This is a genomic window from Rossellomorea sp. NS-SX7 (genome assembly GCF_052828565.1).
This window is the reverse complement of record NZ_CM128249.1, coordinates 3,043,107-3,060,460: the sequence shown is the minus strand read 5'-3', so window position 1 is coordinate 3,060,460 and position 17,354 is coordinate 3,043,107. Positions and strand designations below refer to the sequence as shown.

Sequence of the window (17,354 nt, the reverse complement as noted above, 5' to 3'; positions counted from 1 at the left end):
GATTGTGAAACGAACCGTTCATTTTGGTGCAGGAAATATTGGCAGAGGTTTCATCGGGGCTTTGTTCTCCAAATCAGGCTATCATGTCACTTTTGTCGATATCGCAGAAGGGATCATCGGTAAACTGAATGAGGAAGGTACCTACCAGGTTAAATTAGCAACGGAAAAACAAGAAAGTGAAACGATTTCCAATGTGTCAGGCCTTAATAATCTTCACCAGGAAAATGAAGTGATTGAGGAGATCACACACGCAACTTATTTGACGACAGCCATCGGTCCGAACATCCTTCCTAGAATTGCGCCACTGATCTCGAAAGGAATTGAAAAGCGCGTCCTCACGTCGGACGAACCATTGTACGTTATTGCATGTGAGAATCAAATCGGTGCGACGGACATTTTAAAGGGGCACATCATGGAGCAGTTATCCCATGACGTGAAGTCCAAAATGGAAGGGAAGATCCATTTCTTCAATTCCGCGGTTGACCGCATCGTGCCCATCCAGAATCACGAATCGTTGGATGTACTCGTTGAACCATACTATGAGTGGGTAGTGGAAGCGAATGAAACAATCCCACCGGTTACCGGCATGACGATCGTCGGCGATCTTGCACCATTCATTGAACGGAAGCTGTTTACGGTAAACACTGGTCATGCCGTGATTGCATACCTTGGCTACTTGAAAGGGAAAACAACAATCGATGAAACATTGGCAGACGAAAACATCGCTGAACAGGTGAAGGAGACGCTGAAAGAAACCGGTGCTTACCTGGTGAAGCAATACGGGCTGGATGAAAGCGGGCACCTCTCATATATCGAGAAAAACATCGAGCGGTTCAAGAATGCATACCTGAATGACGGGGTCACCAGAGTGGGACGTGCGCCTATGCGCAAACTCGGTCCGGATGACAGACTGGTCCGGCCGACTACAGAAGCTCAAAAAGCGGGCTTATCATATTCTTACCTTGCCAAAGCCATTGCAGCCGCATTGCTGTTTAATCATCCTGAAGATCAGGAAGCAGTCGAACTTCAGAATATGATCAAAGAAAACGGAGTTCCTTACGTGCTCAAAAAGGTCAGCAGCCTGGACGAATCGAGCCCGATTACAGAGGAAGTCGTTCGTCAGTACGAAGAATTGAAGAAGTAAGCAGAAGAAAGGAGAGTGGGGACACTCTTCTTTTTTTATATTGTATTGGAGTATTGGCCGCTGATTATAACAATCAGCAGCATTGTTGTGTATGCGTGCCATACAGGAATAGAGTCACTAGTATCCGGGAGTTCTGTTATAGAAGAATGTTACAATTAAACCAAGCAGATGAAAGTGCTTGATGATGAAACGATAGAGATATTTGAAATGGACTGGGAGGAATGTAGTGATGAAAGCCGGGTGGGAGCGTTCAAATGATTATATCATGCCTGACTTACACGAAGTCAGAAATATGTTGAAACCCTTTTTAAAAGGTAGGTTTGTCGAGAAAATCGCTAGGTTGAGTGGCGGGTTGAACAATTCCAACATCAAGGTCACAACAGATTCTCATGAAGACTTTGTTTTGCGGATTTATAATGAACGCAGCAATAATATGAAGATTGAAGCAGAAATAGCCAGGCTCTTAGATGGAAGAGTGCCGGTGCCTCAGACTCTGTACGCTGATTCAAGCTGTTCTGTTTTTCATTATCCGTTCATGTTGATGAAGTGGGTTCCGGGGGTGCAGCTTTCTGAAATGGTAGATAGGAAGAATGAAAAGATACTATGGACTGCAGCCCATGCAGCAGGAGAGGCTTTAGCCAACATTCATGCAGTTACATTTCCCGAATCCGGTTTCTTAGATGATGAGTTGAACATAAAAGAACGTGTTGAAATCACTGCAGACACATTTCTGGAGTTTATTGAAGAAATGATTGAAAAAGGATATGTTTCCAAACACTTAGAAGAGACGCTATGCGGTGATGTTGTGAGATTTGCGCAGGAACATGCTTCTCTAATGGACGATCCCGGGGACCAACATTCGTTGGTGCATAGTGATTTTAACCCGTTGAATATCCTGGTGGTGGAGGAAAAAGAAAGTGAGATGAAGATCTCTGCCATTCTGGATTGGGAATACGCATTCAGCGGTTCGCCTTTAATGGATATCGGGAATATGCTTCGATATGAGGGGATGGGCTCCACAGGCATGTTGAAGCCCTTCATCCTAAGTTATCAGGAGAACGGCGGCGTCTTGCCGGAAGACTGGCTGAAAAAAGCGAAGCTGCTGGACCTGATTGCATTGCTCGATTTGTTGAATAAGGAGGAATGCGGGGAAGTAAGAGTGAAAGATATAACGGGATTGATTATGAATATGATGAATGAATGGGAGAGGTATGAAGCTGTTCAGAGAACGTTTGGGAAGGTGTAACGTAAGGAGGTGGAAACGTGTCGATACAAGGTCTCAATCACTTCTTATTTTCAGTTTCGAATCTTGAACAATCAATTGAATTTTATCAAAAGGTATTCCAAGCTAAGTTGTTAGCAAAGGGTAGAAACACTGCCTACTTTGATTTAAATGGGATGTGGCTTGCTCTTAATGTTGAGAAAGATATACCGCGCCAGGAAATAAAGCAATCGTACACACATATTGCTTTCACGATTGATGAAGCTGAATTTGATCGTATGTACAACAATCTGATTGAATTAGAGGTAAACATTTTACCGGGGCGGGATAGAGATGAGAGAGACAAGAAGTCCATTTATTTTACAGACCCGGATGGCCATAAATTCGAGTTTCATACAGGTACACTGCAAGATCGGCTGAACTACTATAAAGAAGCTAAGTTACATATGGAGTTTTTTGAGTAAAGGGAGCACCCAGCATTCGAGCCTTCCTTCTAAACCATAAACGCCCAGATGCTAATCTGAGCGTTTTTTCTATATACAAAATGCAGTCTTATTGTTTCTTAAATTCCTCATCCAGTAAATCATCGTCGTCTAATTTTGCTGAGGTGCCGTGCTTTTCTTCAAGGAATTCTCCGATGACCGAACTGTTGATGGCATTCCTGACAGCGATTTCGATGATGTAATATAAAATTAGTAAACTGAGTATAACACCTATTATCGAAAAGAAGATCATAGTTCAGTCTCCCTTTTTGTGTTCAGGTCAAGTAATGAACTTAGAACAAGACTGCTTGGCCTCCCTTGTCCATGACGGCCGTTTATCCTGCAGGCTCATCAGTATGTTTAAAGCCAATGAGTGGACTTCAGCCAATTTGTCAGAGCAGACCCATCGCATGGTATCTTCAGCAGTATGAAGTAAATCCGAAACGCCTCTGCAGCTGAATGGGATGCTCGGTACGCCGTTTGAGAAAAATGTATAATGATTGCTTTCGTACCATGGATTCGTCCATTCGACTGCAGGGAAGTCGTGTTTTATTGTTTTCAGGTGGGTCTGGAGTTCATCTGAGCCCGACATAAGGGTGATGTTGTTTGTACCCAGTGATTGGCCTACTCCATCAAAATTCATGGCTGCCAGCGCATTGTGAAGGTCTTCTTTGTGCTGCTGTAAGTAAACTTCATCTCCAAGGCCGAGGTATTCTTCAGAACTGAATGCGATACATTCAAACCCAGTCTCCAAATTTCTTCGTTTGGCAAGCTCTTCGGCAAGCGTTAGCATGACGGATACACCCGATGCATTATCAAAGGCACCATTCGTATTGAAGACGGTATCGTAGTGGGCAGTTAATATAATTTTCTCTTTGCGTCTCCCAGGTATTTTTCCGATGACGTTTCTGGTGGTACCGGGACTTTTTTTACTCTTTATCAGAAGCTTTGCGGACTGGTTCTCTTTAATAAATAATCCTGTTTCAGGGGTTACAGTGACAGAAGGGATGTTAAAATCCCAATCACTGATGAGCGGGCTCGGACTTCCCTTTTGCATACGAATCGTGATGATGGCGGATGGATTCTTTGATTCTAGCAATCTTAATGCTTTTTTATGATGTTCAGGGTTATAGATGGTGAATCCTTTTGGAACATAGTTCTCCTTTGATAGTTCACCGTACAGCAAAGCAATCTTTCCATTTAAATCGGGAGCGGATTCCAGCTCGTCCAGTGTACAAAATGAGACCAGTTCACCCGATGCTTCACAGGGAACTGTAAACGTGTTGGCGGTTACTTCCAGGCGTTCATTGTTTATTTCAAGAAAAGCTTCGGTCGATTCCCAACTGGGAACCTCGAATTCCTGTTCTTCCACATATGCTCCCATGTCGTTGAAAACCTTTTTAATATAATCCGCTGCAGCAGCATTTTCTGCGCTCCCCACCGGCCTGCACCCGATTTCACGCGAAAGCACCGACAAGTGTTCCATCAACCTATCTTGTAACATACCCATTCATACAACCCCCCTAAAAAATATTAAAGGCCCATTCCTCATCGCGTTAATGCAGAGAGGGACGTATCTATATTTTACCATATTTATACTTTAATTCCGTGTATTCCCTCTAAATTCTACATCTTTATCATTCTCATATAAGTAAAAAATGGATAGTACTATTGACATGATTTCCCTACTAAATAACGGAATCCTTTTATTTTTTTCTTTTTTTCCCTCTTTTTTCACTCAAATAATTTTCGACAAGTTTCTGCATTTTCTTTGAATGTAACCCCTATCATTTTCCTGTATATTACAATGCAAGCGTTTTCCTAATAATCGATGTAGGATTATGTCGTAATTGAGCGATGTTTTTAAAAAGGATTTTTTCATAAGTGGCAGAAAGTAGTTAATAGATTGAAAAATGTAGGTGAAGTGATGAACGCAATGATGTTATCTGATTATGATGTATTTTTATTTCATGAGGGAAGTTTACAGCAAGCGTATCAGTTTATGGGTTCTCATGTGAGAAGGGATTCACGTGGGACCTATACAGAATTTTGCGTTTGGGCACCGAATGCGAGAAGTGTGGCTTTGGTTGGTTCATTCAATGACTGGAATGGTTCCGGTTATGAACTCGAAAAGTGGAACCGGGAAGGTCTGTGGGTCATCAAGGTGGACCGTGATTTGACGGGGGAAACGTATAAATTTGAAATCAGGACATTATCCGGGGAGAGGAAGCTTAAAGCGGATCCGTATGGTTTTGCTTCAGAGAAGCGCCCTCAAACAGCAAGCATCGTGTACGATCTGGAAGGATTCAGATGGAGCGACGAAGAGTGGCTCGAGAAGAGGTCAGGTTCGACGGTATACGATAAACCTATGTTCATTTATGAAGTGCATTTGGGGACGTGGAGAAAGAAGAAAGGGAAATTTCTTTCTTATAAGGAGCTTGCCGGGGAGATGATTCCATATGTGAAGGAGCATGGCTTTACTCATATTGAACTGCTGCCGATTACAGAGCATCCTTTTGACCGGTCCTGGGGCTATCAGAGTACAGGGTATTATGCACCGACAAGCCGGTACGGCGAGCCTCATGACTTGATGAGTTTCATCAATGAATGCCACAGAAACGATATAGGAGTGATCCTGGACTGGGTTCCGGGACATTTCTGTAAAGATGCTCATGGCTTGTATCAGTTCGATGGGTCATTCGCCTATGAATACGGGGAAGAACGTGACCGTGAGAACTATACATGGGGGACGGCGAATTTCGACTTAGGGAAAGGCGAAGTCAGGAGCTTTTTAATTTCCAATGCCCGCTTTTGGATGGAAGTTTATCATATTGACGGATTCCGGATTGATGCAGTGGCGAATATCATTTACTGGGCCAATCAGGGCCAGCAGTCTCCGAACCAGGGGGCGATTGAATTCTTGAAAAAGCTTAACCAGGCGGTATTCGAATTTGATTCTTCCATCCTGATGATTGCGGAGGATTCGACTGACTGGCCTCAGGTCACATCCCCGGTTCATTATGGGGGGTTAGGTTTTAATTATAAATGGAATATGGGATGGATGAATGATGTGCTCGATTATATGGAGACGCCTCATTCCGAACGGAAAGACGTTCACTCCCTGATGACGTTTTCTCTTCTTTATGCCTTTTCTGAGAATTATGTTCTCCCTTTTTCACATGATGAGGTCGTGCATGGGAAGAAATCGTTATTGAATAAAATGCCGGGTGATTACTGGCAGAAGTTTGCGCAATACAGGCTTCTTCTCAGTTTTATGGTTGCCCATCCGGGTAAGAAGCTTCTTTTTATGGGAAGCGAGCTGGCTCCGTTTTCGGAGTGGAAGGATCTAGAGGAATTGGATTGGCATTTAACGAGTTACGATTTTCATCACAAATTCAATTCATATTTCAGGGATCTCATGCATGTATATAAGGGTGCTGAAGCTTTATATGAGCTGGATCACCAATCCCGGGGTTTCGAGTGGATCGATGTGAATAATTCAGATCAGCAGATTTTTTCCTTTATAAGAAAAGGAAAGAAACAGAACAATCATCTCGTGGTGATCTGCAATTTCAGTCCTATGGTCTATCACGGGTACAAGGTCGGTGTCCCTCAAGCCGATTCCTATAGAGAGATATGGAATAGTGATGACGGGAAATATGGAGGTTCAAATCAGGTTAATGCTGCACCGCTTCATGTACATCATGAAACCTATCACGGGAAAGAGGGGTTTGTGGTCATGACAATACCTCCATATGGAGCTGTTTACTTAAAACCAGAATATGACGGAAGGGGAGAATAGAATGGCAAAGGGAAGATGTGTGGCCATGTTATTAGCAGGAGGTAAGGGGAGTCGGCTGAGTTCGTTGACGAAAAACTTAGCGAAGCCAGCCGTTCCATTCGGAGGAAAATACCGCATCATAGATTTTACCTTGAGCAACTGCACGAACTCAGGAATCGATACAGTCGGGGTTCTGACTCAGTATCAGCCGCTCGTTCTGAATTCTTATATCGGGATTGGAAGTGCGTGGGATCTGGATCGTAAAAATGGCGGTGTGACGGTGCTTCCTCCTTATGCTGAATCATCAGAGATGCGCTGGTATACAGGGACGGCGAGCGCCATCTATCAAAATATGAATTATCTGGAACAGTATGATCCGGAGTACGTATTGATCCTGTCAGGCGACCATATCTACAAGATGGATTATAGTAAAATGCTTGACTACCATATCGAGAAGAAAGCGGACGTCTCCATATCGGTCATTGAAGTGGATTGGGCCGAGGCCAGCCGTTTCGGCTTAATGAATACGAACGAAGAAATGAGAATCACTGAATTTGAAGAAAAGCCGGCGTATCCGAAGAGCAACCTCGCATCAATGGGGATCTATATCTTCAATTGGTCCGTCTTAAAGGATTTCCTTGAGATGGATGAACGCAACCCCCATTCCAGTCATGATTTCGGAAAAGATGTGATTCCGCTCCTGCTTGATGAAAAGAAGAAGCTGATGGCATATCCGTTCAAGGGCTATTGGAAGGACGTCGGTACGGTTAAAAGCTTATGGGAAGCGAATATGGATCTCATAGATGAGGACAACGAATTGAATCTGTTCGATCATGAGTGGAGAGTGTATTCAGTCAATCCGAATGAACCGCCGCAATATATTTCAGCGGATGCATTCGTTGAAGGGTCGCTAGTCAATGAAGGATGTACGATTGAAGGAACAATCTCGAAGTCGGTGTTATTCCAGGGGACCACGGTGGAAAAAGGAGCACACGTTTCGCGGTCGGTCATCATGCCGGACGCGGTAATCGGAGAGAATGCTTATATCGAACAAGCGATAGTGCCTTCAAATGTGAAAGTGCCTAAAGGGGTTTGTATCATACCGGAAGAGGGGTCTGAAGAAGTGATCCTTGTGACGGAATCATTCATCGAAACATTACTTGAACAAGAAGAAGTGTAAGGAGCTCTAAAGTACAACTTAAGAGGAGGAATTGTCGTGAAAAATTCATTGCTTGGAGTCATTGATGCCACTAGTTACTATAAATCTTTAGAGGATTTGCTCTTACATCGTTCCATGGCGGCCCTTCCGATTGCGGGAAGATACCGCTTGATTGATTTTGTCCTTTCGAATATGGTGAATTCTGATATAGGCTCTGTTGCGATTTTCCCAAAGTTTCAATATCGCTCGCTGATGGACCATCTCGGTTCGGGTAAGAACTGGGATCTGAACCGTAAGCGTGACGGACTGTTCTTCTTTCCTGCACCTGGACTTGACGCAGTGGATGAGGGAGTGGGGTCGTTCAAACATTTTTCCCATCATCTGGATTACTTTTACCGCAGCCGTCAGGAATATGCGCTGATCAGCAATTGCTATACGGTATGTAATATTAATTATCGTCCAGTCCTTGAACGCCACGCGACAATCGGATGCGATATTACTGAGATCCGCCATAAAGGAAAATCCCTCGAAATGTATCTTGTGAAAACGTCACTGTTAAGAGAACTGATCGAAACGCGGGAAGAAACCGGCTATACGTGCATGCAGGACGTGGTCGAAGACATGGACAGCGGTTATAAGGTATGTGGATATGAACATATCGGGTTCGTGGAAACCGTCGATTGCATCGAAAAGTATTATGAAACCAGTATGAAGCTGTTGAATGTCTCTTCCTGGAAAGAGTTGTTCAAAAAAGAGATGCCGATCTACACGAAAGTGAAAGATGAGCCTCCTGCGCGCTATACTTCGGGGGCCAGCGTCAAAAACAGTATCATCGCCAATGGGTGTTATATTGAAGGGAAAGTACGCAATTCAACCATGTTCAGAGCGGTGAGGGTAGGGAAGAATACAAGTATTTCAAATTGTATCATTATGCAAAAGAGTCAAATTGGAGATAACTGTGTACTAGAGAATGTCATCCTGGATAAAGATGTGAGAATCGAAGACGGAGTAAAGCTTACAGGAGACCCCGATAACCCGATTGTCATTCGTAAAGGGATGATTCAAGGAGCGCTGATGAATTCGTGAAGGTATTGTTTACTGTTTCTGAATGTGTGCCTTTTGTTAAATCAGGAGGCTTGGCGGACGTTGCTGGGGCACTCCCGAAAGAGCTGCGAAGCTTAGGGACGGATATACGGGTCATTCTCCCGAAGTACGGGGGGATACCCCTTGAATTCCGCGGGAGAATGAAGAAGAAGAAAGAGTTTTTTGTTTCCGTCGGATGGAGAAATCAATATTGCGGGATTGAAGAGCTACATCACGACGGAATTACATATTACTTCGTTGATAACGAGTATTATTTCAACCGTGACCGTATGTACGGTTATTTCGATGACGGCGAGCGGTTTTCGTTTTTTACGAGAGCTGTATTGGATGCCATTGAGGCGCTTGATTTTTACCCTGATGTTATTCATTGTCACGATTGGCATACCGGAATGGTCCCGTTCTTATTAAGGACAGAGTATCAGGATAACCCGGGATACGCGTTTATCCGGAGTGTTTTTACCATCCATAATCTTCAGTTTCAAGGGATATTCCCTAAGTCGGTGATGACGGAGTTACTGGGTGTTCCGGAGCGCTACTTCCACCCTGAATATCTTGAGTTTTATGACAATATTAATTTCTTAAAGGGTGCGCTGATTTCATCAGACTATATCACTACTGTCAGCCCGACATATAAGGAGGAGATTTTGACTCCTTATTACGGGGAAAAACTCCATGGGATTTTAAGGCAGCGATATAATCAGCTGCAGGGCATTCTGAATGGAATCGATGATGAAGTGTACAATCCCGGTGAAGGACGATTCCCTTACCGGAGCGAAAGTCTTGAAGGCAAAGTGAGAACGAAGCTTGAGCTACAGGAGAGACTGAATCTGGAAGTGAATGAAGACATCCCGGTTGTATCGATCATTTCCCGTTTGACGGTCCAAAAAGGGCTGGAATTGGTCAGGGGCGTATTCCATGAAATGCTTCGGGAGGATGTTCAATTTGTTTTACTGGGGACTGGTGACTGGGAATTCGAACAGTTTTTCCGGGAGATGGAATCGCAGTATCCAGATAAGGTAAGGGTGACGATCGGGTTTAATGAAGAATTGGCGAAAGAGATTTACACAGCTTCTGACCTCTTCCTCATGCCATCTAAATTCGAACCATGCGGACTCGGACAGTTGATCGCTTTACGATACGGTGCACTGCCGCTTGTAAGGGAAACAGGGGGCCTGAACGATACCGTTCAATCGTATAACGAAGAAACGAAGTCAGGAAACGGTTTCTCCTTTAAAAACTTTAACGCGCATGACATGCTTCATACGTATAAACGAGCGCTTGATTTCTACCACAAAGACAAGGAAACATGGAAGCATATCGTACAAACTGCCATGAATAAGGATTATAGTTGGGCTCAATCGGCCTTTAAATACAATCAATTATATGCTGACCTTGTATCGAGGAGTGAAAGCCATGTTTTCTGATCATAACGAATTTAAAGAGATGTTTTTAAAGAAACTTGAAATGATGTACGGGAAGACATTTCCAGAGTCTACCTCTCAGGATCAATACTTCGCCCTGGGTCATTTGATCCGGGAGTACATCAGCATGAACTGGATTCATACGAATGAGCAGTATCGTTTCAATAAAAGGAAACAGGTGTATTATTTATCGATTGAATTCCTGCTGGGCAGGCTCCTGAGGCAGAACCTGATGAATCTGGGGATTTATGAGGTTGTCGATCAGGGGCTTAAGGACCTCGGGATTGATCTTTCCGACATTGAAGAAATCGAGCATGATGCGGGGTTAGGGAATGGGGGACTCGGGCGCCTGGCTGCCTGTTTCCTGGATTCTTTAGCCTCTCTTAATTTGCCTGGACACGGTTATGGCATCCGGTATAAGCATGGATTGTTTGAACAAAAAATAGTCAACGGCTTTCAAATGGAGCTCCCGGAGCAGTGGCTTCGCCATGGTCACGTATGGGAAGTCAGAAAGTCTGATTTAACGGTGGAGGTCCCTTTTTGGGGCAGGGTCGAATCATTTGACGAAAATGGTGTCCTGAAGTTTCGCCATGTGGATGCAGAGCTGGTTTCTGCGGTTCCCTATGATATGCCGGTCGTCGGCCATGAAACTTCTACGGTCAATACCCTGCGTCTTTGGAGCGCCGAGCCTGCAGCATACAAAGCCGGAAAAGACCTGATGAAGTATAAGCGGGAAACAGAGGCGATCACTGAATTCCTATACCCTGATGACACCCATGATGAAGGGAAGATCCTCCGTCTTAAACAGCAGTATTTCCTGGTGTCAGCAAGTATCCGTTCCATCATAGACTCGTATATTTACAGATACGGAGATTTAAAAGATCTTCATGAATACGTGTCGATTCACATTAATGATACCCACCCGGTTCTTGCCATCCCTGAACTCATGAGGGTACTCGTGGATGAGTATGAATTCGATTGGGAAGATGCATGGGACATTACGACGAAGACGTTCGCCTACACGAACCATACGACCCTCTCGGAAGCGCTTGAGAAATGGCCGGTCCGGATTTTTCAGCCGCTGCTTCCGCGCATCTTTATGATTGTCAATGAAATCAATGAGCGATTCTGCCGCGAGTTGTGGCAGGAATATCCCGGGGAATGGAAGCGGATCGAGGACATGGCAATCATTTCACACAGCGAGGTGAAGATGGCTCACTTGGCCATTGTCGGCAGCTTCAGTGTCAATGGGGTGGCAAAGATCCATACAGAAATCCTGAAGCAAAGGGAAATGAACTTATTTTATCAATATTATCCTGATAAATTCAACAGTAAAACCAATGGAATTACGCATAGAAGGTGGCTGCTGAACAGCAACCCTCCTTTATCGAAACTGATCACTTCGGCGATTGGAAACGAATGGGTCCACCAGCCGGAAGCACTTAAGAATCTTGAGAAATATAAGAGTGATGCTTCCTTCCTCCAGGATCTCTATAAATTGAAGCAGATGAATAAAGAAAGGCTGGCCATGCGCATTCTTGAAAGCAACGGGATGAAAGTCGACCCTGATTCCATCTTTGATATCCAGGTAAAAAGGCTTCATGCATATAAACGGCAGCTGCTGAATGTGCTTCATATCCTGCATCTTTATAACCGCTGTCTGGAGGATCCGCATTTTGACTTCCATCCGCGAACGTTTATTTTTGGAGCCAAGGCTTCCCCCGGTTATTTTTATGCGAAGAAAATCATCAAGCTCATTCATTCGGTCGCGGACCTTGTAAACGATCACCCTGTTGTGAAAGGCCGGATAAAGGTCGTCTTTTTGGAAAATTATCGGGTTTCGCTGGCTGAGGAGATCATTCCTGCCGCTGATTTGTCGCAGCAGATTTCAACTGCGAGCAAGGAAGCATCCGGTACAGGGAACATGAAATTCATGATGAACGGTGCACTTACGCTGGGGACTCTCGACGGTGCAAATATCGAAATCCTTGAGCAAGTCGGGGAAGACAATATTTTCATCTTTGGCTTGACGGCGGAAGAAGTCATGAATTATCAGAAGCAGGGCGGCTATTATGCAATGGAATATTACCATCACGATCCCCGCATCAAGAAGGTGCTGAATCAGCTTATAGACGACTCGCTGCCGGATGCCGATGACCACTTTGAAACGATTTATGATTCCCTTCTGGGGGAGAACGACCAATTTTTTGTCCTCCGCGATTTTGACTCATATGTCCGCATTCAGGAAGAAGCAGGAAAAGCTTACGGGAAGAGGGAAGATTGGTCGCGCATGTGCCTGCACAACATCGCCAATTCCGGCTATTTTTCGAGTGACCGGACGATTGAGGAATATTCGAGGGATATTTGGAAGATTGGGCAGGGGAGTTTGATGAGATAAAGGGGGAAGTTGTTCTTCCTTATATCAAACGTATAGTAATCCTGAAACATTGTTTTAATCTCAAATTTTTGCTATTTTCAACTGTAGTTCCTACTGTGCTGTCTTGGGTGAAAATAAGTTAGAGGTATCGAAGTGATTAAGGTGTTAAGGGGAGGAAACTTAGTCGAGTAGTTACTCCGTTAAAACGCGCTAAAAGCTGAAGATCAGCCAAGTGATCTTCAGCTTTTTTTAGTTACCCTTAATAGTGAAATCCAACAAGGCACAATACGATAATTGGTTATACCGCTTCAATATTCATCTATTGCCTATTTAAGAATAGGGGAATTTATAGGATTAAAAAAGTATCTCCTGCTTCACCTTTCCAAAGTTTTCTGAGCTGAATAATTTAAAGATACTTTAGCTTATCTGGGTTCCTGATAAAATAGATATTGCGAATTGAATTTCTCTCAGCATGGAGCAGAACTACGCTATCAATTCCCTCTTTCGATCGGATAATGAGCCCTGTTTGCCCATTTATAACTTTTATCTCCATGTTGAAAAAATCTTTTTTAAATGAAGCTTTGCGATACAGACCAACAAGAAACTTGGCAACGATATTGCGTGATCTAATAGGATGAATGGCTGAAACTGCTTTCCCTCCTCCATCTGAAACCAGCACTACATCTTCTGCCAGCAAGGAGATAATCTGGTCAACATTATCATGCTCTAGCGCCTCTAGGAATCGCTCGACCCACTTTTCACTCTCTGTTTCAGATTGTATTGACGTATCAGCGGTAACTCCCATTTTTTCTCTAGCTCGACTGTTCAGCTTACGGCAATTAACTTCACTTTTACCAATAATACTTGCAATTTCGGAATACTTAAACCCCGTAGCCTCTCGAAGAACAAACACCGTTCTTTCAGTAGGGGACAGTTTTTCAAGTAACACAAGCAAAGCGTAAGATAACCGCTCGCTACGGACAACCATTTCAAGGGGGTCTTTCATGTTAACGATCGGCTCAGGAAGCCATTCACCAACATACTGTTCCTTCCGATTTTGTGCACTTTTTAGTAAATCCCTGCACCGATTCGTCACCATTTTGCATAGGTAAGATTTTGGTTCAAGCAGACGATCCAAGTCAACGTCATAAATCTTCAAGAATACGTCTTGTACAACGTCTTCAGCATCTACTGCCGATCCCGTCAGCTGGTAGGCAAGAGTAAACAGCAACCCTTTATATTGTGTATATAGTTCTTTCACCTAACCAATCCTTTCGTTTTGACTGTCCTCTTTTACATTACTGATTAAACTTGCCGAATTCCATGTCAATTTCCTTATTCCCCAGCCAAGCTTACCAGTTAATATAATATCTATTCCCCATTTCCGTATCCATGTCATTCCATCCTCAGGGCCTAATCCAAAGCAGAAAAAATCAATAAACTCCTTATGGACCGGTGATGGAAGTCCCTCAAGGTCTGCTAACATAATCTTTGTTAACCTTTCAGCTTGGGCTATCGCTTCTTTACAAGTTTTCCCATCATTCTTCCCGGTTTTGGGGTCTTGGATTTGAGCGCAGTCACCGATACTGTACACACCTTGGGCACCTTGAACCCTATAGCTATCATCTACGTCCACGTAGCCTTCAAAAGTGGTCGGTAAACCGATGGTACGGAGCATGGGGTTAGGCAACATTCCTATTGTCCATATACAAATTCCAACAGACATTGTCTCTCTATTCGATAATGTCAGTATCCCTTCTTTCTCCATCAGTACTTTGGTTCCGTGTAGGACTTTAACTCCTTTACTCTCAAGTTTGCGTTCTATTTTTTTTCCTACCTTTTCAGGGCCATCCGGAAATAATCTCATTTTCGAGTTGATTAAATATATCTTTACAAGACTTGGGTCAATCCCCAACTGATTAGCTTCTTCACGAACATAATGAGACAATTCAGCAGCTGTTTCTATTCCACTTATACCTGCTCCAGCTACAGCTATTGTCATTAATCTACGGCGTTCTGTCTCATTTACTTCAGTTTTGGCTTTCTTTAAATTGGACTGCCACTTCTCTTGGATCTTCATTGCTTCGTCCAAGCTTGCCAAGGCTATTCCACCTTGAGAGTTATCTGGTCTTCTCATCGAGCTGCCAACCGCCAAAGTAAGAAGGTCATAGTTCATAGAATTCATATTTCCATATGAATCTTGAAGAAGAAGCTTTTTTTCTTTTGGATCTATTTTTGTTACGGTTGCCTGAACAAACTCAACCTCTTCTGAAAACAGTTTGTTTAGTGGGATCGTTATTTCTTTATTCCTTGCGGCAGGTTTAAAAAGTAATACTTTTCGTAAGTGGTACGGATTTTTATCAATTAAAACAATCCTGATTTGGCGTTGGAGTACTTCACTCCTAAAGGATTTTTGAATACTTTTGATTGTATTAATGCCAGCGTATCCCCCGCCTATAACAATGCATGTTAATACTTTCATTCTCATCAACTCCATAATCTTTTTACAAATATAACGAGATATGAAGTGATTTTGTGACACCAAACAAAAGAATGATAAATATTCATTACCGATTGATCTTTCACTCAGAAAATCTAATTTCTATCGATATAAAAAGGACTGCCCTATATATCAGGATATTTGTTTTACTTAACGGGTCATTTGGAAAATGCATGCAATTACCCTGGTTTTTACAATTATAATGTCAAAATGGGTTGTATGCAGCAGTAAATATGATTTTTGAAATGCACATAATCAAAACTTATATAAGCGACATATAGCTATCATCAGATGCAATTATTCCTTTTTCTAAAATTTCTTGGTTGTACATTAATCTTTGGCAAAATAATAGTATCTTACCGGCTGACATGTAACTGATAGGTTTATTCTAATGTTGTAATAGGCCCATTTTGAAAACGCAAACAGGAAAACTATTCTGTTACATAAATAGTATCTACCACATAGGGCAGGCTGATTTTTGAATATATAGCCCGTGTTGGTTCATGAATTACATATGTTATGATTTTATTAATGAATAGTAGTGCGTCCTCCTTTTATGGGGGACTTTTTCTTTTTTATGAGGAGAATATAGTTGTTGGGAATCCCGATATTTCGCACAATCATTAAGCTCTAAGAACCTTGTACGTTTCAATCGGAGGGAAACGATTATCAAGTCATAAAGAAAACTTTCATTTATTTCGATCCAACCGTTTCGTTTTGAAAGGAGTGTACGTTTTGGACATACTAATTACCGTATTTTTCATTCTAAGTGTTACGTTTCCAGTTCTTCATTTATATCATTGCCTGCCGATCTTCCGAGAGGCTGACGAAAGGTCTAAACGGAATCCTGCAATAAAGAAATGGATGATCGAACACGGGCATGAAGAGGAACAAGGTTTGAGCATTTTAATCCCATGTTTTAACGAAACAGGGATTATAGAAACTTCGATTCAGAGTATGGCATCTTTGCCTTATTCCGAACTAGAGGTCATCTATATCAATGACGGATCAACAGATGACACAATCGCCTATTTGGACCGATTGCTGGAATTGGAACCTTGGTCAATGATTCCTGACGGCAATCTGACACACGAAGAAGTGAAGGGGACATACAGGTCTCGCCTCTACCCCCACTTTTATGTTGTTGATAAGATGAACGGCGGTAAAGCGGACGCTTTAAATGCTGGTATAGAGTACTCGAATCATGATATCACCATTACATTGGATGCTGATACGATTTTGGACGATCGTGCCTTACACGCCGTTAATGATACATTTAAAGACGAGCATGTTGTTGCTGCAGGCGGAATGGTCCATGTGCTTCAAACAAAGCCTGATGACTCTTCCAAACGTCTGTCACTTAGACATGCAAATATGTTGCTGCGGGTCCAGGTATTGGATTTCTTGAAAGCATTCTATATTTCAAAGTTATCGCTGGTCCGTTTTAAAGCACTGGCAGTCATATCCGGAGCTTTTGGCATATTTAGAAAGCAAGCCATTCTTGATGTTGGAGGTTACCGGAACACGATAGGGGAAGACATTGATATCACCCTGCGCATTCACAGATTAATAGCAAAGAATAAAAATTTGCGTATTCGTTTTATATCTGAGGCAGTCGGATATACGGAATTGTCGGAGACATGGAAAGATCTCACAAAGCAGCGTCTACGCTGGCAGAAAGCGTACATAGACTGTGTCATTCATTTTAGTTCCTTCTTTGGGAAGACATTATTTTCCAAGACTGTATCCTTTTTTTATATCTTTGAAGCGTTTCTCATAGGAACGGTTGCTTCTTACATCATGACAGGGATTGTTATCTTCAATATGTTTTACGATCCTCAGGATACATACTTGAACTATTTGTTTTTCTATATGTTTTGGATTTTTGTTTTCGGAGTGGTTTACGACCTGTCGGCGATTCGTCAAGCAAAGCATTATGGATTTACATTTTCACTGAAAGATGGCTTCCGTTTAGCTGGAGCTATTCTTTTTGATATATTCATCTATCGATTTGTCACGATGTATTTTGTCATGTATGGAAGTATTTCGTACTTTTTTAATAAAAAGTGGAACAAGGTATCGAGGACGGGCAGAAAGTACAATCAAGAAGGGACCAAACCTGCCGCATAGCCCCGTGCTAATTGTAAAGAACAGTCCTTGAAGG

At 42.8% G+C, this 17,354-nt stretch carries 13 protein-coding genes; 9 read left to right on the top strand and 4 right to left on the bottom strand.

Going from position 1 to position 17,354, the window contains the following annotated elements:
- The first annotated feature begins 4 nt into the window (after nt 1–4).
- The 3 genes from ACUXV2_RS15255 to fosM all read left to right on the top strand — a co-directional run bounded on the left by ACUXV2_RS15255 (nt 5) and on the right by fosM (nt 2,830).
- Entirely contained in the window at nt 5–1,144 is a 1,140-nt protein-coding gene (locus ACUXV2_RS15255; RefSeq protein ID WP_446244033.1) for a mannitol-1-phosphate 5-dehydrogenase, read from the top strand.
- A 229-nt stretch (nt 1,145–1,373) separates the two neighbouring features.
- Nucleotides 1,374–2,390, top strand: a complete 1,017-nt coding sequence (locus tag ACUXV2_RS15250; RefSeq protein ID WP_446244032.1) for a phosphotransferase family protein — start codon at nt 1,374–1,376, stop codon at nt 2,388–2,390.
- Between the two features lie 17 nt (nt 2,391–2,407).
- Entirely contained in the window at nt 2,408–2,830 is a 423-nt protein-coding gene (gene fosM / locus ACUXV2_RS15245) for a FosM family fosfomycin resistance protein (protein WP_446244031.1), read from the top strand.
- 88 nt (nt 2,831–2,918) lie between these two features.
- On the opposite strand, the gene ACUXV2_RS15240 is transcribed toward fosM, so the two are convergent.
- Together ACUXV2_RS15240 and ACUXV2_RS15235 are read right to left on the bottom strand one after the other, a co-directional pair.
- Nucleotides 2,919–3,101 (bottom strand): hypothetical protein, encoded by a 183-nt coding sequence (locus ACUXV2_RS15240; protein WP_446244030.1) that lies wholly within the window; start codon nt 3,099–3,101, stop codon nt 2,919–2,921.
- A 27-nt stretch (nt 3,102–3,128) separates the two neighbouring features.
- On the bottom strand, nt 3,129–4,358 hold the full coding sequence (locus tag ACUXV2_RS15235) for a DUF4910 domain-containing protein (RefSeq protein ID WP_446244029.1): 1,230 nt from the start codon (nt 4,356–4,358) through the stop codon (nt 3,129–3,131).
- Between the two features lie 417 nt (nt 4,359–4,775).
- On the opposite strand from ACUXV2_RS15235, the gene glgB reads away from it, so the two are divergent.
- From glgB to ACUXV2_RS15210, 5 genes are read left to right on the top strand one after another with little or no spacing between them, the layout of a single operon-like run.
- A complete protein-coding gene (gene glgB / locus ACUXV2_RS15230) occupies nt 4,776–6,650 on the top strand; it encodes a 1,4-alpha-glucan branching enzyme (RefSeq protein ID WP_446247086.1) in 1,875 nt (624 codons plus the stop codon).
- A gap of 1 nt (nt 6,651) precedes the next feature.
- Nucleotides 6,652–7,809 (top strand): glucose-1-phosphate adenylyltransferase, encoded by a 1,158-nt coding sequence (locus ACUXV2_RS15225; protein WP_446244028.1) that lies wholly within the window; start codon nt 6,652–6,654, stop codon nt 7,807–7,809.
- Nucleotides 7,810–7,845: 36 nt separating this feature from the next.
- Entirely contained in the window at nt 7,846–8,874 is a 1,029-nt protein-coding gene (locus ACUXV2_RS15220; protein WP_446244027.1) for a glucose-1-phosphate adenylyltransferase, read from the top strand.
- Entirely contained in the window at nt 8,871–10,316 is a 1,446-nt protein-coding gene (gene glgA, locus ACUXV2_RS15215; RefSeq protein WP_446244026.1) for a glycogen synthase GlgA, read from the top strand. Before ACUXV2_RS15220 ends, glgA begins: the two co-directional genes overlap by 4 nt.
- A complete protein-coding gene (locus ACUXV2_RS15210) occupies nt 10,306–12,711 on the top strand; it encodes a glycogen/starch/alpha-glucan phosphorylase (RefSeq protein WP_446244025.1) in 2,406 nt (801 codons plus the stop codon). Before glgA ends, ACUXV2_RS15210 begins: the two co-directional genes overlap by 11 nt.
- A gap of 385 nt (nt 12,712–13,096) precedes the next feature.
- Here the strand turns inward: ACUXV2_RS15210 and ACUXV2_RS15205 are convergent, their stop codons facing one another.
- Both ACUXV2_RS15205 and ACUXV2_RS15200 read right to left on the bottom strand, forming a co-directional pair.
- On the bottom strand, nt 13,097–13,951 hold the full coding sequence (locus ACUXV2_RS15205; protein ID WP_446244024.1) for an RNA polymerase sigma-70 factor: 855 nt from the start codon (nt 13,949–13,951) through the stop codon (nt 13,097–13,099).
- Complete coding sequence (locus ACUXV2_RS15200; RefSeq protein WP_446244023.1) at nt 13,952–15,172, bottom strand: NAD(P)/FAD-dependent oxidoreductase; 1,221 nt, start codon at nt 15,170–15,172, stop codon at nt 13,952–13,954. It lies immediately after the preceding gene.
- A gap of 753 nt (nt 15,173–15,925) precedes the next feature.
- Here ACUXV2_RS15200 and ACUXV2_RS15195 point away from each other — a divergent pair.
- Nucleotides 15,926–17,320, top strand: a complete 1,395-nt coding sequence (locus ACUXV2_RS15195) for a glycosyltransferase family 2 protein (protein WP_446244022.1) — start codon at nt 15,926–15,928, stop codon at nt 17,318–17,320.
- Nucleotides 17,321–17,354: the final 34 nt, after the last annotated feature.